The following is a 19,201-nucleotide window of genomic DNA, read 5'->3' as shown; positions in this document are numbered from 1 at the left end:
CCTACGAGAGCGGGCTGTACGCCTCCCGGCCGGCTGCTCAGCCCAGGTCCGGGATGCGCCAGTCGATCGGGGCGTGGCCCTGCGCGGCGATCGCGGCGTTGATCTGGGTGAACGGGCGGGAGCCGAAGAACTTCTTCGCCGACAGCGGGGAGGGATGCGCACCCTGCACCACGACATGCCGGTCCTGGTCGATCAGCGGCAGCTTCTTCTTGGCGTAATTCCCCCACAGCACGAACACCGCCGGGTCGGGCCGGGCCGCCACCGCCCGGATCACCGCGTCGGTGACCTTCTCCCACCCCTTGCCCTTGTGCGAATTGGCCTCCGCCTCGCGGACCGTCAGGACGGCGTTCAGCAGCAGTACGCCCTGCTGGGCCCAGGGCATCAGATAACCGTTGTCCGGAATGGGGTGGCCCAGCTCTTCCTTCATCTCCTTGTAGATGTTCCGCAGCGACGGCGGCGTCTTGATCCCGGGCTGCACGGAGAAGCACAGGCCGTGACCCTGGCCCGCGCCGTGATACGGGTCCTGGCCGAGAATGAGCACCTTCACTTGGTCGTAAGGCGTCGCCTCCAGCGCCGCGAAGACCTGCTCGCGGGGCGGATAGACCGGGCCCTGGGCCCGCTCCTGCTCGACGAAGTCGGTGAGCTCCTTGAAATAGGGCTTCGCCAACTCCTCGCCGAGTACCCCGCGCCAGGACTCGGGCAGCATGTCGGTCACCACGTCAACAACCTCCGGTGTGCGTTGCGTTCTCACTCACAGAACCTACCGGCGACCACTGACAACACCACCGACGGGCCATTTCCTTCCCGCCGGGGCCGGGGCCGGGGCCGGGGCGGGGACCGGGGTCGGGGTCGGGGCCGGGGTCGGAGCCGGGGCGGGGACGGGGCGGGGACGGGGCGGGGACGGGGACGGCCCCCGCCGGGCCTTGGCGGACTTCCCCCGCCCCCTCCCCCTCCTCCCCCTTCGGGGGAGGGGGCGGGGGGTGGGTTCGGGGGTGGGGGGATGGGGCCACTTCCGCAACGACCACCGGAGCCCCCACCCCACCCCGCCACCTCCCCCCCACCACCTCCACCCCGTCACCTCCACCCCCGCCCAGCCCCAGCCCGTCTGCAGCCCGCCCCCTGCCGGCCCCCAACGCCCCACCCCACCCAACTCCTCAGCCCCTGAGCCCTCCCCCCTCACCCCCTAGCCCCTCACGCCGTATCCAGCCGAGCCCTCTGCACCGGATCCAGGTGGAGGTCCAAGGCCGCCAGGCACTCGTCCAGCTGGGCCGGCGAGGTCACTCCCACTACGGGCACGACCGGCTGCTGGCCGCCCATGAGCCAGGCCAGCACCACCTGGTTCACCGTGGCGCCGCACTCCGCCGCGACCTCCGCCAGTACGCGCAGCCGCACCACCGACCCGGGGTGGTCGTAGCGCTCGGGCAGCGGGCGGTCCTGGCGCGCGTACGCCCCGCCCATCAGCGTCCCGTGGGCGAGCAGCGTCAGGCCGGGGTGCGCCGCCGCGTAGTCGAGCAGTTCCTCGTCGGTCTCCACCTGGTGGTCCGGCGGCAGCCCCCGGCGCGGCCGCAGATACGTGTACCGCTGCTGTACGGCCTGGAAGCCGGGCAGACCGCGACCGGCTGCCAGGAGACGGGCCTCGGCGAGCCGCCAGGTCCGGTGGTGGGCGGCCCCGAGGACGTCCACCGTGCCGTCCCGCACCAGACCGGCCAGCGCCTCCACGGTCTCCTCCAGCGGAACGCCGCGGTCCTCGGTGTGGGCGTAATACAGGTCCACCCGGTCGAGACCCAGGCGGCGCAGGCTGCCCTCCATGGCGGCTCGTACGGCTGAGGCGCCCAGGCCCTCCGTATTGGCGGGCCACCGCCCTCCGTGGGCGGGATCGGGCCGGGCGCCGACCGTAGTGGCCACGACCGTACGGCCGGCCGCCCGCCGGCTGCGCAGCCAGCGGCCGAGCAGCAGCTCACTCTCGTCGCCGGTGGCGCCCGGCACCCAGCAGGCGTAGTGGTTCGCGGTGTCGACGAACGTACCGCCGGCCTCCGCGAAGCGGTCGAGGATCGCGAACGCGGTCGGTTCGTCGACCGTGGTGCCGAACGGCCGCGTGCCCAGACAGACGGCGCTGATCCGGGGCCCGTGGCCGCTCCCGAGCGTGCGGTGGTGCATGGCATGTCTCCCGGCGGTCCGCTCACGCAAGTGGTGCCGGCCCCTCGGGGACCGGCACCACGGACTCTGCCTCTTGGAGCGCACACCAACGCAAGCCCCGGGGCTCAGCGGCCCGGGCTCACCCAGCGTTCACCGATACAGGCCCGGCCAGGGCCTGCCGACCAGGTCCGCCAAGGGCTCGGCCGGCCGCGCGCCGTCCGGCCGAGCCCCCTCAGCCCGACGCGATCAGACCGGAGCGCGCTCACACCCCCACCGACCAGGTCGGAGCACGCCCACGCCGCCCCGATGGGCGATGTCTGCTCACGCCCCCGCGTTGAGGAACAACCCGCCGTCCACGACCAGCGTCTGGCCGGTGATCCAGCCCGCCGCGTCGGACAGCAGGAAGGCCGCCGCCCCGCCGATGTCCTCAGGGACACCGAGCCGCGCCATCGGATACGCGGCCGCCGCCTCCTCCTCGCGGTCCTCGTAGAGCGCGGCCGCGAACTTGGTCTTGATCACGGCGGGCGCGATGGAGTTGACCCGCACCAACGGCGCGAACTCATGCGCCAGTTGCTGCGTCAGGTTGATCATCGCGGCCTTGCTGATGCCGTACGCGCCGATGAACGGCGAGGCGCTGAGCCCGGCGATCGACGCGATGTTGACGATCGCGCCGCCGTTCTCCTTCTGCCACGCGTGCCAGGTGCGCTGTGCGAGGCCGAGCGCCGAGATGACGTTGGTCTCGAACACCTTGCGGGCGACGCCGAGGTCGAGGTCGGCGATGGGGCCGAACACCGGGTTGGTACCGGCGTTGTTGACGAGGTAGTCGACCCGGCCGAAGGTCTCCATCGCCCGCTCGACGGCCACGGCCTGGTGGGCCTCGTCGTGCGCCTTGCCCGCGACGCCGAGCACCCGTTCCGCGCCCAGCTTCTCGACGGCCTCCTTGAGGGCGTCCTCGTTGCGCCCGGTGATGACGACCCGGTCACCGCGGGCGACCAGCGCCTCCGCGATGCCGTAGCCGATACCGCGGCTGGCGCCGGTCACCAGCGCCACCTTGCCGGAGGGCTCCGGGAGCCCGCTTGCCTGCTCGGTCATGTCCTTTACTCCTGGTCCTGTACTCCTGTGGTCGGTGGGCGGTCAGTTGAGCGGGCCGCCGGCGACGTACAGGACCTGGCCGGAAACAAACCCCGCCGCGTCGCCGGTGAAGAAGGCGATCGCGTTGGCGATGTCCTCGGGCCGGCCGACGCGCTGGACCGGGATCTGGGTGGCGGCCGCGGCCTGGAAATCCTCGAAACCCATGCCGACGCGCTCGGCGGTGGCGGCGGTCATGTCGGTGACGATGAAACCCGGGGCGACGGCATTGGCGGTCACACCGAACTTGCCGAGCTCGATCGCGAGGGTCTTGGTGAAGCCCTGCAGACCGGCCTTCGCGGCCGAGTAGTTGACCTGGCCGCGGTTGCCCAGCGCCGAACTGGAGGAGAGGTTGACGACCCGGCCGAACTTGGCGTCCACCATGTGCTTCTGGCAGGCGCGCGACATCAGGAACGCGCCCCGGAGGTGCACGTTCATGACCGTGTCCCAGTCGCTCTCGCTCATCTTGAACAGCAGGTTGTCGCGCAGCACACCGGCGTTGTTGACCAGGATGGTCGGCGCGCCGAGCTCGGAGGCGACCCGGGCCACCGCCGCCTCGACCTGCTCACCGTCCGAGACGTCACAGCCGACCGCGACGGCCTTGCCGCCCGCCGCGGTGATCTTCTCGACGGTGTCCTTGCAGGCCGCCTCGTCGAGGTCGAGTACGGCGACGGCACGACCCTCGGCGGCCAGGCGTACGGCGGTGGCCGCGCCGATACCGCGGGCCGCGCCGGTCACGATGGCGACGCGCTGCTCGGTGGTGGACATGCGGGTTCTCCTCACCTCGAAACCTCGACAAGCGGTCCGCACCGATCCCGTGGGTGAGCAACCGCTTAGTAGCCTGAGCAGGGCTGACGCTAGAAGCCCGGCCACGCGCTGTCAACGCCCCACCACCGCGCCGTTGCAGAGCTCACCTGCACCGCCCCGGTGGAGGAGCGCAAACCGGACGGAAGAAGGAAAGGGCGCCCGGCCCGGAAAACGGGCCGGGCGCCCTGGTGGACGCAACCGGTTGTCGGCGGAATGCAGGTGCCTGCCGAATCCGCGCGTGCAGCGGCGAGGACCGGCTGCACGCAGAATCCAGAATCCAGAATCGAGAGTCCGAAATCTGATAACCGAATATCAGCGCACCAGGAGGTCCAGCAGCCGCTCCGCCTCGGTGGCGGGATCGGCGGTCAGCCCGGTGTGCACCGGGCCGGGCTGGACGATGGTGCTGCGCGGGGCGATCAGCCAGCGGAACCGGCGCCCCGCGTCGTCCGCCGCGGCCTGTCCGGCCCGTTCGCCGCCCGCGCAGATCCCTTCCACTGCGCCGAGGGCGGCGCGCACCCCCTCGACGTCGACCGTCGGATCCAGGGCCAGCAGCCGGGCCTCGTCCAGATGGGTGCGGGCCTCGACGAAGCGCCGGGCACGGCAGTACACCACCACACCGGCATTGATCATCTCGCCGCGCTCCACCCGGGGCACGACCTTCAGCAGGGCGTACTCGAAAACATCGCGTCCGTTGTGCAGACCGGTCACTTCACTGCCCTCCGAGGCAACTTCCCGGCCAGCCATGCCGGCGCCTGCGAGGGCTTGTCCTTGGTGGGCTCCCCGACGGTGATCCGATCGCTGATCGTACGGGCGCGCGCCAGCAGCGTCTTCACATAGGCCTGGCGCAGGACGTCCGGCGAGTCGAATCCGGGCTCGCCGACGAGCCATTCGTCCGGCACGTCCGCCGCGATCTCGGTCAGCAGTTCCTCGGTGATCTGCGGCGCGAATTCCTCGGCCGCCGCCGCGAGGTCCGGACCGAACGTGGCGAGCACATGGTCGGACGCGTTGTACGGCCGGGCCGCGGCCTTTTCGGCGGTCGGCCAGTTGTGGTGCCAGATCATCGCGGCGCCGTGGTCGATCAGCCAGAGTTCGCCGTGCCAGACCAGCAGATTGGGATTGCGCCAGGACCGGTCGACATTGTTGATCAGCGCGTCGAACCAGACCACCCGGCCCGCCTCCCGTGCACTCACCTCGAACGCGAGCGGATCGAATCCCAGCGATCCGGGGAGGTAATCCATGCCGAGATTGAGCCCGCCGCTGGCCTTCAGCAGCTCCTGGACCTCCTGGTCGGGCTCGCTGAGGCCGATGACGGGGTCGAGCTGCATCCGGACCAGATCCGGTACCCGCAGCCCGAGCCGACGGCCCAACTGCCCACAGAGCACCTCGGCGACGAGGGTTTTCCGTCCCTGCCCCGCACCGGTGAACTTCATGATATAAGTTCCGAGATCGTCGGCCTCGACGATTCCCGGGAGCGATCCACCCTCACGCAACGGCGTGACATAGCGGGTCGCCATGACTTCGGTCAACATCCCCACAGGCTACGGCAGCGTTCCGCCACGCGTTCTTCCTTTTCCGCCCGGTCCGGTACCGGTGCTCCGTGCTGCGCGGATTCCGTCAGAAAGCCCCGGAGACCGCCTCGGAATGCCTCGGCGGAATACCGCGCAGAACCGCTTGTGGAACGCCCCGGCGGCATCCCGGGATGAGAGTGCAGCACACACACTGGAGGACAGCATCGTGGACGACCGCCCCCTGGACGACAGCATCATGGAGACCGGCACCGCCGGCCCCGCGCACCCCCACGACCCCGCGCACCCCGCGCACCCCGCCAACCCCACCGATTCCGCCAACTCAGCAGCCTTTCCACGACAGTTCGCGCGCACCCGCCGCTTCTCCCTGGGGGTGCCCCGGCATTTCACCGTCTCCCCGGACGGCCGCCGGGTGCTCTTCGTCCGTACGGGTTCGGGCACCGACCCGGTGGGCCGGCTCTGGCAGTACGAGGACGGTGCGGAACGGGTGCTGGCCGACCCGGCGCTCCTCGTAGGGGACACGGCCGAATCGCTCCCCGAGGAGGAGCGACTGCGCCGGGAGCGTGCCCGTGAGCGCTCGACCGGGGTGGTCTCCTATGCGGCCGACGACGCCGCGCGGCTGGTGGCGTTCGCGCTGTCCGGTGCGCTGTGGGCGGTGCGGACGGACGGGGGCGCGCCATTCCCCGTCCCGGCCGCCGGGCCGGTGATCGACCCCCGCCCCTCCCCCGACGGGCGCTCCATCGCCTATGTGAGCGGCCGCTCCCTGCACGTCGTCACCCCGGACGGGGAGGACCGGCAGCTGGCCCGCGCGGAGGGTCCCGAGGTCTCCTACGGACTCGCCGAATACGTGGCCGCCGAATCCATGGGCCGGCTGCGCGGCTACTGGTGGGCCCCGGACAGCCGCCGTCTCCTGGTGGCGCGGGTCGACACGAGCCGGGTGGCACGGCGCTACCTCGCCGACCCCGCGGATCCGGCCAGGCCGCCGCGGACGATCCGGTACCCCTCCGCCGGGACCGCCAACGCGGACGTCACCGTGCACCTCGTCGCTCTGGACGGCACGCGCGTGGAGGTCGTCTGGGACCGCACGGCGTACGAGTACCTCACCGAGGCCGGCTGGGACGCGCACGGCCCGTTCCTGGCCGTGCAGAGCCGTGATCAGCGCACGGTCCGGCTGCTCGCGGTCGACCCGGCGACCGGGGCCACCGAGGTGCGGCACGAGCGGACCGATCCGGCCTGGGTGGAGCTCATACCGGGCACCCCGGCCCGTACCGCGTCCGGCGCGTGGGTGCTCCCCGAGGACGACGGCGGCACCCGCTATCTGGCCGTCGGGGGCCGGCGGGTCACGCCGGAAGGGCTGCAACTGCGCACCGTAGTGGGGGTCGAGGGGGAACGGGTGCTCTTCACGGCGAGCGAGGACCCGTTGGAGACCCATGTGTGGTGCCATGAGCCCGGACGCGGCAACCGGCGGCTGAGCCGGGGGCCGGGCCGGTTCACGGGCACCGGGCGGGGCGGCACCGTGGTCGTCGAGGGGCAGAACCCACACGGCGACGAGGTGGGTGTGGTGCGCGACGGCCGGCCCGCGACGCCCCTCACCTCGCTCGCCGAGACGCCGGCGATCACCCCTCGGCCGGTCTTTCTCACCCTGGGGGAGCGGGAGTTGCGCGCCGCCCTCTACCTGCCGTCGTGGCACAGGGAGGGCGCGGGCCGGCTGCCGGTCCTGCTCGATCCGTACGGCGGGCCGGGGATCCAGACGGTGGGGCGGGCCCGCGACTGGTTCACCTGTGTGTCGCAGTGGTTCGCCGAGCAGGGCTTCGCCGTATTGGTGGCCGACGGGCGAGGCACGCCGGGGAGGGGGCCCGCCTGGGAGAAGGCGGTGCACGGCGACCAGCTCGGACCGGCGCTGGAGGACCAGGTGGACGCGGTACGGGCGGCCGCGGCGCGGTACCGGGACCTGGACCTGTCTCGGGTGGCGATCCGCGGCTGGTCGTTCGGCGGGTTCCTGGCGGCCGCCGCGGTGCTGCACCGCCCCGATGTGTTCCACGCGGCGGTGGCCGGCGCCCCGCCCACCGACCAGCGGCTGTACGACACCCACTGGAAGGAGCGGTTCCTGGGCCACCCGGAAGAGCGTCCGGACGCCTATGTGCGCTCCTCCCTGGCCGGGCACGGTCATCTGCTGACACGTCCGCTGCTGCTCGTCCACGGGCTCGCGGACGACAACGTGGCGGCCGCGCACACCCTGCGCTTCTCGGCCGAGCTGCTCGCGGCGGGCCGGCCGCACAGCGTGCTGCCGCTGCCGGGAGCCACCCACATGCCGGCCGACGACGCGGTCAACGAGCAGCTGCTGCACTTCCAGCGGGACTTCCTGCGGGACGCGCTGTCGGCCGTCGGAGTGTGACGCACCGACAAAAACGTGCCCGGGTTTGAACGCGGCCACCGGCGCCCCCGTATGGAGCCTGTGCAACGTCCATGGACCAGATCGCGCACCGAAGGCACCACCAGGAACCGGAGGCAGACCATGGCACGACAGGCAACAACGGGGCGGACGGAGACCGCGGCGACGACGGACACGGAGGAGACGGTTCCGGCACGGCCGTGCTGCGGTATGGCCCGGCGGACCGTGGTTGCGGCGGTCGGCGCGGCCGGCCTCACGGCGGCGCTCGCGGGCTGCGGCGGCGATATGGCGGACGCGGGCGGCGACGGCTCCAAGGCGGCGGACGACAACGGCGCCACAGGGGCGGGCGGCGCCGAGGCCGGCGGTGGCGCCGGTCCGGCCGGCAAGGAGCTCGCCAAGGCGGCGGAGATCCCGCAGGGCGGCGGAAAGATCTTCAAGGCGGAGAAGGTCGTGGTCACCCAGCCGCAGAACGGCGAGATCAAGGCGTTCTCCGCGGTCTGCCCGCATGCCGGGTGCGTCGTCAACGAGGTCTCCGGAGGCACCATCAACTGCCCTTGTCACGGCAGCAAGTTCGACATCACCGATGGCAGCGTGAAGCACGGCCCGGCCACCAAGGGCCTGCCGCCGGCCAAGGTGGAGGTCAAGGGCGGTACGGTCACGCTCGCCTGAGGCACGTCGACGTTCCGTGGAAGGGCGCGCCGCCGCGCGCCCGGCCTGCGCCGCCGGCCCGGCCCGTCGGCCGGCCCGGCCCGTCAGCGGGTGCGGCCCGTCAGCGGGTGCGGCGCGGTCTCCGCCAGCTGGTCAGCACCGCCTCCGTAGTGGTGATGGTGGCGACCAGGGCGAGAGTGTTGCGGATCATCGCCGGGGTGTAGTCGGCGGGCACCCCGGCGATGGCATCCGCGGGCACCACCGTCGTGTAGCCGAGGTTGACCGCGTCGAACACCGTATTGGGGATCGCCACGTTCGCCGACACCCCGGTGACGACTAGCGTCCGGCAGCCGAGGTTGCGCAGCAGCGCGTCCACCTCGGTGCCGGCGACCGGCGACAGGCCGTGCAGCCTGCGCACCACCAGGTCCGCCGCACCGACCGGTACGGGTTCGGCGATGCGCACCGCGATGGATCCGGCGAGCTGTTGGACGGGCAGCTTCTCCGCGGCTCTGAACAAGCGCGCGTTACGGCTGGCGCCGCGCCCGTCGGGACGGCGTTCGGCGACCGCGTGCATCACCTGGACACCCGCCTCGTGCGCGGCCGCCACCAGGCGGGCGATGTTCGCCAGCGCCCCTGAGGTGCGGGCCACGTCGGCGAGTTCGGGCAGCGCGCTCTCCGGGCCGACCACGCCCCGCTGGCACTCGACGGTGAGCAGGACCGTCGAGGCCGGGTCGAGCTGCTCGCCGAGCCGTGCGGCGTCCGTGGGCATGAAGGGTCCTCCCGGTTCCGGTGGCCGGTCCCTGACAGCGGCCTCCCCCGGCGGGCGGCCTTGCCTGCCGGGCTTTCGAGGCGGGCGAGAGTACCGGGCATTGCGTCCGCCAGGAAGAGCGCCGATGATTTCTGACGCCCAGTCAGGTGGTTCCGGCCGAGCGGTCCCGGCCGGGCAGTCGTAGCGGAGGCGATGCCGGATGACCGACACACAGCGGCGCGGGCGCCGGATCATGATGACGCCGGGCGAACTCGACGCGTTCCTCAGGGAGCAGCGCACCTGCCGGGTCGCGACGGTCGGCGGGGGCGGGGCGCCACACGTCGGGGCGCTGTGGTTCGCCTGGGACGGCACCGCACTGTGGCTCTACTCGATCACCCGAAGCAAACGATGGGCCCAGGTGCGCAGGGACCCGCGGATCGCGGTGGTGATCGACGACGGGCACGAGTACGGCGAGCTGCGCGGCGTGGAGCTGTCGGGTCGCGCGGAGTGCGTCGGGGAGGCGCCGCGGACCGGTGAGCCCTGTGCCGAACTCGACCCCCCGGAGCGGCTGTTCGCGCAGAAATACTTCGGACTGACCGCGATGCCGCACGACGGGCGGCACGCCTGGCTGCGGCTGACGCCGGATTCCGTGGTGTCGTGGGACTTCCGCAAGATCCCGGGCTGAGCGCCGGTCATGACGAGGCGGCCGGGGCCGCGTCACCCGCGGTGATCGCCGGATCTCATCGCGTTGTCAGTGGTGTCTGCGAGAGTGGTCTGCGTCAGCCCGTTCCGCGCCCGCGCAGGGTGCGGAGGCGGGACGGCCCGGCCGGGCGCGGCCGGGTGCCGACGAGACGAAGGAGATCCGGTGAACGTGCTCTTCCCCGCACTGCGCGAGGGTTCGCCCGCCCCCGCGCTGCGCTTCGGTGACCGTGGGCTGAGCCATCGGCAGCTGGCGTCGGTGGCGGGCGCGCTGGCCGAGCGGATCGCCGGTGAGACCCGCATAGCGGTCTGGGCGACGCCGACGCTCGAAACCGCCGTGGGGGTGGTCGCCGCGCTGCTCGCCGGGGTGGCCGCCGTCCCCGTGAACCCGAAGATCGGTGAGAGCGAACTGGCGCACATCGTCGGCGACAGCACCCCCACGTTGGTGCTGGCCGGAGCGGACGACGAGCTGCCGACCCCGCTCGCCGCGCTGCCCCGTATCGACGTCGACGCCACCGAGCCGCCCGAGGAGGGCGGGTCCACGCTGCCGTACGAACCGGGCGACGAGACACCTGCGCTGATCGTCTACACCTCCGGGACGACCGGCCCGCCCAAGGGCGTGGTCCTCCCCCGCCGCGCCATCGCCCACACCCTCGACGCCCTCCAGGACGCCTGGCAGTGGACCGCCGACGACGTCCTGGTGCACGCCCTGCCGCTGTTCCACGTCCACGGTCTGATCCTCGGCATCCTCGGGCCGCTGCGCCGCGGCGGCAGCGTCCACCACCTGGGGCGTTTCCGTACGGACGCGGTCGCCCGGGAGCTGTCGGGAGAGGGCACGATGCTCTTCGGCGTACCGACGATGTACCACCGTCTGGCCGTGGAGGCGGGCCGCGATCCGGCCCTGGCGAAGGCGCTGTCGCGCGCCCGGCTGCTGGTCTCCGGTTCGGCGGCGCTGCCGCTGACCGATCACGAGCTCATCGCGGCGGCCTCCGGACGGCGGGTGATCGAGCGGTACGGCATGACGGAGACGCTGATGAACACCAGCGTGCGCGCGGACGGCCCGGAGGCCACGGGCACGGTCGGGGTACCGCTGCCGGGGGTGTTCGTCCGGCTGGTCGACGACACCGGCCAGGTCATCGAGGGCGGGGACGGCGAGACGGTCGGGGAGATCCAGGTCCGCGGCCCGAACCTCTTCGTCGAGTACCTCAACCGCCCCGACGCCACCGAGGCCGCCTTCGACGGCGGCTGGTTCCGTACCGGCGACATGGCGGTCCGGGACACCGCCGGCAACTACCGCATCGTCGGCCGCCGGGCCACCGATCTGATCAAGAGCGGCGGTTACAAGATCGGGGCCGGCGAGATCGAGAACGCACTGCTGGCGCACCCCGGGGTCGCCGAGGCGGCCGTCACCGGCGTCCCGGACGAGGACCTCGGTGAGCGGATCGTCGCCTGGGTCGTGACCGAGCGCGGCCCGGAAGCCGGTCCGCCACCGTCCGCCGAGGAACTCGCCGACCATGTCGCCCGCCAACTCGCCCCGCACAAACGGCCGCGCACCGTGCACTTCCTGGACGCGCTGCCGCGCAACGACATGGGCAAGATCCTGAAGCGAGAGCTCCATGCGTGACGGCGGGGACGGCAAGGGCGGCCCGACCGGCGCAAGTACGGGCGCGGGCGCGGGCATGGGCGCGGGCGCGGGTATGGGCGCGGGCGGCATGGCGAAACCGTGTGCGCGCCTGACGGCTCGTCAGGCACTGGCAGCGGTCGCGGAGACGTACACCGAGCTGCCGATCCCGTCGGTCACGGTGCCACCGGGGCCGGACGGGCCGCTCGGCTGGCCCGGCTATGACGCCGCCCGGGCCCGCGCCCGCGCCTCGACCGGCGAGGACGAGTCGGTGGTCACGGCCGTGGCCGACATCGGTGGGACCCAGGCGGTTGTGGTCTCCTTCGAGTTCCGCTACCTCGGCGGCTCCCTGGGCGAGCGCACCGGCGACCGTCTGGAGGCCGCCTACGCCGAGGCGAGAAAGCGGCGCCTGCCGGTGGTCTCGCTGATCGCCACCGGCGGCAGCCGGATGCAGGAGGGCATGCGTGCCCTGAGCCAACTGCAGCGGGTGGCCCGGCAGTCGGCGCTGAACCGCGCCGCCGGGCTGGCGCAGCTCGCCGTGGTCCGCGATCCGACCACCGGCGGCGGCTGGGCCACGCTCGGGGCATCCGCCGATGTGATCCTCGCGCTGCCCGGGGCGCAGATCGGTTTCGCCGGCTCGCGGGTGCGTCCCCGGGACGCCGACCCGTACGCCTACTCCGCCGAGGGGCAGTTCGCCGCCGGCCAGGTCGACGCGGTCGTCCCGCCCGACCGGTTGCGGGGCACGCTCCAGCGGTGGCTGCGGCTGCTCGCACCCGCCGGCCGGCCGGGCCGAGCCGACACCACGCCTGCGCCTCCACCGGCCGCCCTCGGCGCGCCGGGGCTGCCGGAGGCCGGCTGGGACGCGGTGGTGCGCGCCCGGGCAGCCGGGCGGCCGCGCGCCGAAGCGTACCTGCGGGCGTATTTCGACGACCGGGAGGAGATCAGCGGCGACCGCTGCGGCGGCACCGACCCCGGTATACGGTGCGGATTCGGCCGTCGCGACGACCGGACGATCGCCTTCGTCGCCCAGTGCGGTACGGCCACCCGCCCGGCCGGCTTCCGCACCGCGGCCCGGCTGGTCCGGCTCGCCGACCGGCTCGGCATACCCGTGCTCACGCTGGTGGACACCCCGGGCGCCGCGAACGACGCGGAGGCCGAGCGGGCCGGTGCCGGAGCGGCGATCGCCGACACCTTCGCGGCGCTGGCCACTGCCGAGGTCCCCGTGACGTCCTTGCTGATCGGCGAGGGCGGTTCGGGCGGCGCGCTGGCCCTCGCCGCGCCGGGCCGGCTCTGGGCCACGCCGGACAGCTACTTCTCGGTGATCGCCCCGGAACTGGCCGCCGCCATCCTCAAACGCGACGAAGGGCAGGTGCACGACACCGCCGAACAACTCCGCATCCGCCCCCAGGACTTGCTGGACCTGGGCGTCATCCGCGGGGTCGTACCCACGGCCCGTGACGGGGCGGCGGTCCCGGACAACTGAGGTCGCCCACGGCCCCGTTCAGTCCGCCTCAACCTTCTCCGCGGCCGTCCGCAGCGCGTCCACCGCGGCCCGGATCGAGGGCCTCCGGTCCGCGTCCGCCCGCCAGATGGCGTACACATGGCGGCGCATCGTGTGGCGTACGGGCACCACACTCACCCCCTCGGGCACCGGCCCGCGGCCCAGGCGGGGCGCCACCGCCACGCCGAGCCCGGCCGCGATCAGGGCGAGCTGGGTACCGTGCTCCTCCGCCATATGGGCGATGCGTGGTTCGATGCCCTTGCTGCGCAGCGTGAACATCAGCCATTCGTTGCAGAACTCCCCCTGCGGCCAGGAGATCCACTCGTCCTCCGCGAACTCCTCCAGCTCCACGGACCGCCGCTGAGCCAGCGGATGCGTGGCCGGCATCGCCACATCGGCCGCATCGTCCAGCAGCGGCGATTTCGCCAGCCCGTCGGGGAGGGACAGCGGGCGGTTGTACCAGTCCAGGACGACGGCCAGATCGATGTCGCCGCGCACCACCCCGCGTACCGACTCGTCCGGCTCCATCTCGGTGAGGTGGGCGCGCAGTTGAGGATGCGCGGTGCGCATCCCGACGAGCGCGGCCGGGAAGAGCCCGCGCGCCGCGGTGGGGAAGGCACCCATCCGCAGCTCGCCGACCGCCTGGCCACGGTGCGCCTCCAGCTCGGCCTGGGCGAGTTCCACCTGGGACAGGATGCGCACCGCATGGTCGGCGAGCAACCGTCCGGCGTCGGTCAGCCGCACCCCGCGCCCGTTCTTCGCCAGCAGCTGCTGCCCGGTCTCCCGTTCCAGCTTGGCGATCTGCTGGGAGACAGCCGAGGTGGTCACATGGAGCCCTTCGGCGGCCGCACTGACCGAGCCGTGGCGGGCGACCGCGCTCAGCGTCCGTAGGCGATCAAGGTTCAACATATAAGCAATGCTACGCGATACCAGCCATGAAAACTCGCTTGTGCTACTAAGTTGCATCGACCATCTTGGGGTTCATGACCAGCGCCACCAGCACTCCCGTCGCCTCCGCCACCACTGTCGCGACCCCGGACTCGCCCACCTCCCCCACCTCCCCCACCCCGGGGCCCGCCGCCGTCGCCCGGCCGCGCGCCCGCGGCTGGCAGGTCAAGTTCGCGATCCTCACCCTCATCTGGGGCTTCAGCTTCCTCTTCATCAAGGTGGGCACCCAGAGCTTCGCGCCGCTGCAGGTCACGCTCGGCCGGGTGACGTTCGGCGCGCTGGTGCTGCTGGCCATCCTCGTGATCAAGCGCGAGCGGCTGCCGCGCTCCGCCCGCACCTGGGGGCATCTCGCCGTCGCCGCGTTCTTCCTCAACGTGCTGCCGTTCTCCCTCTTCGCCTACTCCGAGCTGACCATCCCCTCCACCCTGGCGGGCATCTGCAACGCCACTTCGCCGCTGTGGGGCATGGCACTGTCGGTCGTGGCACTTTCCGAGGACCGCCCGACCCGGCGGCGGGTCGCCGGTCTCGGCATCGGCTTCCTTGGCGTGCTGACCGTGCTCGGCGCCTGGCAGGGCTTCGCCGGTACGGATCTGACCGGCACCGCGATGGCGCTGGGCGCCTCACTCAGCTACCCCATCGGCTGGATCTACGTTCGCCGCACCCTGGCCGGCGCCCCGCACTCCCACCTGTCGATGTCCAGCACCCAGATACTGCTGGCCACGGCCCAACTCGCCGTCATCACACCGCTGTTCACCACCGCTCCGGCCGCATACCCGCTCCTCCCGCTGCTCGCGGTCTTCGCACTCGGCGCGCTGGGGACCGGCTTCGCCTTCCTCCTCCAGTACGGCCTGGTCGCCGAGATCGGCCCCACCACGGCGCAGATGGTCACCTACTTCGTCCCGGTGATCGCCACCGCCGCCGGAGTCGCCCTCCTGAACGAGCAGCTCAGCTGGAACACCCCGGTCGGCGCACTGATCGTCCTGGGCGGCGCCGCCCTCACCCAGAGCAAGCCCCGCCCCCGCCCGTCAACGTCCCAGCGCTCCACCGCCACGGACTGAGCCCCTGGCCCGTTGCCCCTCCTCCTTGGGGTCAGGGCAACGAGCCGGCTGCCTGCGGCAGTTGGCCCCAATGGGCCGCGCCAAGGCAACGGGCGAGGGGGCACGCACTGGGCGGGAGCACGCACTGGGCGGGAGCACGCACTGGGCGGGAGCACGCACCCGGCCGGCGGAGTCGCCAGGTACGACGGGCTTCGGCGACGGCGCCGGCGACTGCTGGGCCCCTGGGCCCCTCCCCTCCCCTCCCCCGCCCCCTTCTCCGCGTCCCGTGCCCCCTCCCCGCATCCCCTCCCCACACCCCGCGCCCCTCCCCGCATCCCGCATCCCGCATCCCGCATCCCGGACGACCTTCGGGATCACCATGGGCTCCGACACCGGCCGACACCATGCCGCACTTCCACATCGGATCCACATCGGATCCATATCGGCTCCCCATAGGCGCGATGCGCTTCTGGGACAGCCGCGCCCACTGAACGGCCTGGAGCCCCACCGCGGCACTTACGACTGACCGACCCTCGCCGCCGCCCGCCGAGGCCCGAACACCCCCGAGCAAAGCCTGTTCACCTTCGACGGCTCCGCACCGAGCAGCGCCCGACGGACCAATTTCCTCGCCCCCGACCTACCCCGACGGCAGCCCTGACCCGTCCCGCAGTCAGCAGTCAGCAGTCAGCAGCTTGGATGCACGGGCGGTACGACCGAGGCGGGTCCCCGTAGCGCCTCAACACCCCCTATTCGTATCGTCGTGGCTCACCCGCCCCCGTGGCCGCGGCGACGGCGTCGGCGACCGGGTCGATGTCGTCGTGGGACAGCTGGGAGACCGTGATGCGGATTCCCGGTGGGGACTGCAGCCGGAAGCGCGCGCCGGGGGCGACCGCCCAGCCGGCATGCAGGAGCCGGGCCACCGCGCCGGTCTCGTCCGGGACCGGCACCCAGACGTTCATCCCGCTGCGCCCTCGCGCCGGCACGCCGCGCTCGGCCAGGGCCCGTATCAGCGGGTCCCGGCGCCGGTCATATGCGGCGGCCACGGCCTTCGGGTCGACGGCGGACGTCTGCCACAGCTGCACGACCGCGTCCTGGAGCAGATGGCTGACCCAGCCGGGACCCAGACTCTGCCGTCCGCGCACCCGGTCGACGGTCACCGTGTCCCCGGTGAGCACCGCAAGGCGCAGATCGGGGCCGTACGCCTTGGCCGTCGAGCGGACCAGCGCCCAGTGGTCGGTGACGCCGGAGAGCGGATGGAGCGGGAGATCGACGATGCCGTGGCCGTGGTCGTCCTCGATGAGGAGGACGCCGGGATGCTCGGCGAGGAGCGCACGGAGCTCGGCGGCGCGGGCGGCCGTCACGGCGGCGCCGGTGGGGTTCTGCGCCCGGGCCGTGACGACCACCGCGCGGGCGCCGTCCTCCAGCGCCCGTGCCAGCCCGGCGGGCAGCGGCCCTTCGTCGTCCACGCCGACCGGTGCGGGACGCAGTCCGAGTGCCGGGACGAGGTCCAGCAGACTGCCCCACCCGGGATCTTCCACGGCCACGCTGTCACCGGGCCGCAGATGGGCGGCGAGCACCCGCTCCATGGCGTCGAGTGAGCCACTGGTGACGGCGATCGGGCCCTCCGTCACGCCGTCGCCGGCGAAGGCCGAGCGGGCCAGCGCGGCCAGCTCCCCGTCGACGGCCGGGGTGCCGTAGAGCACCGGCCGCCGGGAACTGCGCGCCGCGGCGGCGGCCAGCGCCCGTTCGAGCGGGGGCAGCAGGGACGGGTCCGGGTTGCCGTCGGAGGTGTCGCGGACCCCCGGGGGCACCTCCACCCGCAGTGCCTCGCGAGGAGTACTCGCGGGGCGCGGGCGCACCCGGCTGCCGCGGCGGCCCGCGGTTTCGATCACTCCCCGGTCACGCAGCGTGCGGTACGCGGCCGCGACCGTATTGGGATTGACCTCCAGATAGACGGCCAACTCCCGCAGTGGTGGCAGGACTTCGCCTGGTTGGAGCTCGCCCGCACCGATGGCTCGCTCGACGCTGGCGGCAATGTCCGATGCGCGCCGCCCTTCGATCCGATACTCTCCTAGCACAAACTCGATTATGCACTAGTGCAATGGAGCTGGCAATGGCCTCTGCCGAGTCGTACGCGCCGAGCGACCTCACGACCCCGACACGCGCCCGCGAGCGCGCCGCCTACGACCACGAGACGGTGCACGCCATCCTCGACGAGGGCTATGTCTGCCACCTGGGCTTCGTCCGCGATGGTTCCCCGGTCGTGCTGCCGACGCTCTACGGGCGGGTCGGCGACCGCCTCTACCTGCACGGTTCGACCGGTTCCCGGCCGCTGCGGATGGCCGGCGGAGCCCCGGACCCCGGTCTTGAGGTCTGCGTCACCGTGACCCATGTCGACGGCCTGGTGCTGGCCAGGTCCGCCTTCCACCACTCCATCAACTACCGCTCGGTGGTGGTGCACGGCACCGCGTACCAGGTGACCGACCCGGAGGAGAAGACGGCCGCGCTGGATGCGCTGGTCGACCACGTCCTGCCCGGGCGTGCCGCGGACTCCCGCCCCGGCAACGCCAAGGAGCTGGCCGCCACCGCCGTGATCCGCCTGGACCTGCGCGACGTCTCCGCCAAGATCCGTACCGGCGGCCCCAGCGACGAGCCGGAGGACGTCGCGCTGCCGTATTGGAGCGGCGTCCTTCCCGTGGCCCCGGTGTACGGCGCCCCCATACCGTCCGACGACCTCGCACCCGGCATCCCGGAGCCGGCGTACCTCACCGCCCGCTGAGGAGCACCCGTGCTGATCCACCCCTGGGACGCCCCCACCAACGACGCCGAGTGGCAACACTGGCTCGCCGCACACGACTTCGGCCAGCTGGCCGCCAACGGAAGAATCGGTGAACCGCCGCTGGTACAGCCCCTGCACTTCGCCTACGACCCCGACCGCGGCGAGGCCGTGACGCATCTGGCCCGCCCGAACCCCCTCTGGGAGGCGCTGGCGGACCGCCCGCAGGTGCTGCTGAGCGTGGTGGACGACTACACCTTCATCCCCGGCCCCTGGCAGGCCGAGGAAGACCGGCCGCCCGAGCACGGCGTCCCCACGAGCTTCTACGCCGCGGTCCAGCTGAGCTGCACGGCCCACGTCGTGGACGATCCGGAGGCGAAGGCGGCGCTGCTGCAACGGCAGATGGGCCACTTCCAGCCCGAGGGTGGCTCGGCTCCGGTCGCCGCCGGCGAGGCACCGTACGGGCGGCTGCTCTCCGGCATCCGCGGCCTGCGCCTCGAAGTGCACGACATCCGCGCCAAGTTCAAATACGGGGGCAAGCGCAGCGAGACCGTCCAGCACCGCATCTCCGCACGCCTCGCCGAGCGGAACGGCCCCCGCGACGCGGCCGCCCGCGCCCACCAGCAGCGCCGCCTGGCGACGACAACCGGTACGGTCCCGAGGACGCCCGCTCCCTGAGCGTAATGCCCAGCAGGCGAGGAGGATCCGGCCCGATGCGCCGGGCCGGATCCTCCTCGACTTGCCCAAGGCGCCGTGGCACCCACCAACGCCGTCGCGTCAGCCGAGGGCCGTCGCCTCAGCCGGGCGCCGGCACACAGCTGAGTGCCGTGCCCGTGCGGCTACCACAGCGCCGCGCGCCTCCCTCACGCCGCGCGCGGCGACGGCCGGAAGCAGCAGGCCCGTTCGCCTCGCGGTCGGCATACGAGACGGCCACCGCTCACACGGCGGCCAGCCGCGCGAAGTACAGCCCGCGGGCCAGGGCGGTCGGCACCGCAGCGAAGTATCCCCTCAGTCAGAGGCCGCGCACCCGACCGTGCGTCTGGGGACCGAAGCCCCTCCACGTCACGAGCCCCAGCAGGAGGGGGCCGCACACCCGCGCCCGGAATGATCGGCGCTCCAGGTCGCTACATCTAGATGAATGAGTCCGATGTTTGTGCTGGCCGCAACTATGGCGAAGGGCGCCCGTTGGCTCGTGTGTGACTACCAGCCTGGACGCCCTTCTGGCGGCACTGTA

General features: G+C 72.6%; 17 protein-coding genes. 8 read left to right on the top strand and 9 right to left on the bottom strand.

The annotated features are described in order from the left end of the window. Positions 1–37 precede the first annotated feature (37 nt). The 6 genes from AB0G35_RS05145 to AB0G35_RS05120 all read right to left on the bottom strand — a co-directional run bounded on the left by AB0G35_RS05145 (position 38) and on the right by AB0G35_RS05120 (position 5,600). A complete protein-coding gene (locus tag AB0G35_RS05145) occupies positions 38–706 on the bottom strand; it encodes a uracil-DNA glycosylase (protein WP_360944583.1) in 669 nt (222 codons plus the stop codon). Positions 707–1,191: 485 nt separating this feature from the next. Continuing rightward, the gene (locus AB0G35_RS05140; protein WP_360943898.1) at positions 1,192–2,157 is read right to left on the bottom strand and encodes an aldo/keto reductase; all 966 of its coding nucleotides are present in this window, start codon (positions 2,155–2,157) and stop codon (positions 1,192–1,194) included. A gap of 300 nt (positions 2,158–2,457) precedes the next feature. Continuing rightward, the gene (locus AB0G35_RS05135; RefSeq protein WP_360943895.1) at positions 2,458–3,228 is read right to left on the bottom strand and encodes an SDR family oxidoreductase; all 771 of its coding nucleotides are present in this window, start codon (positions 3,226–3,228) and stop codon (positions 2,458–2,460) included. Positions 3,229–3,270: 42 nt separating this feature from the next. After that, positions 3,271–4,032 carry a 3-oxoacyl-ACP reductase FabG gene (gene fabG / locus AB0G35_RS05130; RefSeq protein WP_360943892.1) on the bottom strand — a complete coding sequence of 254 codons (762 nt, stop codon included), beginning with the start codon at positions 4,030–4,032 and terminating at the stop codon, positions 3,271–3,273. A gap of 351 nt (positions 4,033–4,383) precedes the next feature. Beyond that, entirely contained in the window at positions 4,384–4,815 is a 432-nt protein-coding gene (locus tag AB0G35_RS05125) for a DUF3037 domain-containing protein (protein ID WP_360943889.1), read from the bottom strand. Next, on the bottom strand, positions 4,776–5,600 hold the full coding sequence (locus tag AB0G35_RS05120) for a HipA family kinase (protein WP_360943887.1): 825 nt from the start codon (positions 5,598–5,600) through the stop codon (positions 4,776–4,778). The genes AB0G35_RS05125 and AB0G35_RS05120 overlap by 40 nt, the downstream gene beginning before the upstream one ends. Positions 5,601–5,805: 205 nt before the next feature. Between AB0G35_RS05120 and AB0G35_RS05115 the strand changes: the two genes are divergently transcribed. Together AB0G35_RS05115 and AB0G35_RS05110 are read left to right on the top strand one after the other, a co-directional pair. Then, positions 5,806–7,992: a prolyl oligopeptidase family serine peptidase gene (locus AB0G35_RS05115; protein WP_360943884.1), complete on the top strand. Its 2,187-nt coding sequence runs from the start codon at positions 5,806–5,808 to the stop codon at positions 7,990–7,992. Positions 7,993–8,112: 120 nt separating this feature from the next. Beyond that, on the top strand, positions 8,113–8,658 hold the full coding sequence (locus tag AB0G35_RS05110) for a Rieske (2Fe-2S) protein (RefSeq protein ID WP_360943881.1): 546 nt from the start codon (positions 8,113–8,115) through the stop codon (positions 8,656–8,658). Between the two features lie 100 nt (positions 8,659–8,758). Here AB0G35_RS05110 and AB0G35_RS05105 read toward each other — a convergent pair whose 3' ends face one another. Next, a complete protein-coding gene (locus tag AB0G35_RS05105) occupies positions 8,759–9,406 on the bottom strand; it encodes a cysteine hydrolase (protein WP_360943878.1) in 648 nt (215 codons plus the stop codon). A gap of 199 nt (positions 9,407–9,605) precedes the next feature. On the opposite strand from AB0G35_RS05105, the gene AB0G35_RS05100 reads away from it, so the two are divergent. From AB0G35_RS05100 to AB0G35_RS05090, 3 genes are all read left to right on the top strand, one after another. Further along, positions 9,606–10,070 (top strand): pyridoxamine 5'-phosphate oxidase family protein, encoded by a 465-nt coding sequence (locus tag AB0G35_RS05100; protein WP_360943875.1) that lies wholly within the window; start codon positions 9,606–9,608, stop codon positions 10,068–10,070. 180 nt (positions 10,071–10,250) lie between these two features. Next, positions 10,251–11,708, top strand: a complete 1,458-nt coding sequence (locus AB0G35_RS05095; RefSeq protein WP_360943872.1) for an acyl-CoA synthetase — start codon at positions 10,251–10,253, stop codon at positions 11,706–11,708. 88 nt (positions 11,709–11,796) lie between these two features. Then, positions 11,797–13,188 carry a carboxyl transferase domain-containing protein gene (locus tag AB0G35_RS05090; protein WP_360944580.1) on the top strand — a complete coding sequence of 464 codons (1,392 nt, stop codon included), beginning with the start codon at positions 11,797–11,799 and terminating at the stop codon, positions 13,186–13,188. Between the two features lie 18 nt (positions 13,189–13,206). Here the strand turns inward: AB0G35_RS05090 and AB0G35_RS05085 are convergent, their stop codons facing one another. Further along, complete coding sequence (locus AB0G35_RS05085) at positions 13,207–14,115, bottom strand: LysR family transcriptional regulator (RefSeq protein WP_360943869.1); 909 nt, start codon at positions 14,113–14,115, stop codon at positions 13,207–13,209. A 74-nt stretch (positions 14,116–14,189) separates the two neighbouring features. Here AB0G35_RS05085 and AB0G35_RS05080 point away from each other — a divergent pair, with 74 nt between their 5' ends. Continuing rightward, the gene (locus AB0G35_RS05080; RefSeq protein ID WP_360943867.1) at positions 14,190–15,212 is read left to right on the top strand and encodes a DMT family transporter; all 1,023 of its coding nucleotides are present in this window, start codon (positions 14,190–14,192) and stop codon (positions 15,210–15,212) included. Between the two features lie 725 nt (positions 15,213–15,937). On the opposite strand, the gene AB0G35_RS05075 is transcribed toward AB0G35_RS05080, so the two are convergent. Next, positions 15,938–17,269, bottom strand: a complete 1,332-nt coding sequence (locus AB0G35_RS05075; protein ID WP_360943864.1) for an aminotransferase class I/II-fold pyridoxal phosphate-dependent enzyme — start codon at positions 17,267–17,269, stop codon at positions 15,938–15,940. 35 nt (positions 17,270–17,304) lie between these two features. On the opposite strand from AB0G35_RS05075, the gene AB0G35_RS05070 reads away from it, so the two are divergent. Both AB0G35_RS05070 and AB0G35_RS05065 read left to right on the top strand, forming a co-directional pair. Continuing rightward, complete coding sequence (locus AB0G35_RS05070; protein WP_360943861.1) at positions 17,305–17,970, top strand: pyridoxamine 5'-phosphate oxidase family protein; 666 nt, start codon at positions 17,305–17,307, stop codon at positions 17,968–17,970. A 9-nt stretch (positions 17,971–17,979) separates the two neighbouring features. Beyond that, positions 17,980–18,645 (top strand): FMN-binding negative transcriptional regulator, encoded by a 666-nt coding sequence (locus AB0G35_RS05065; RefSeq protein ID WP_360943858.1) that lies wholly within the window; start codon positions 17,980–17,982, stop codon positions 18,643–18,645. Positions 18,646–19,201 lie beyond the last annotated feature (556 nt).

The organism is Streptomyces sp. NPDC021749 (assembly GCF_040640655.1).
Classification (GTDB): domain Bacteria; phylum Actinomycetota; class Actinomycetes; order Streptomycetales; family Streptomycetaceae; genus Streptomyces.
This window is presented reverse-complemented; position numbering and strand designations above follow the sequence as displayed.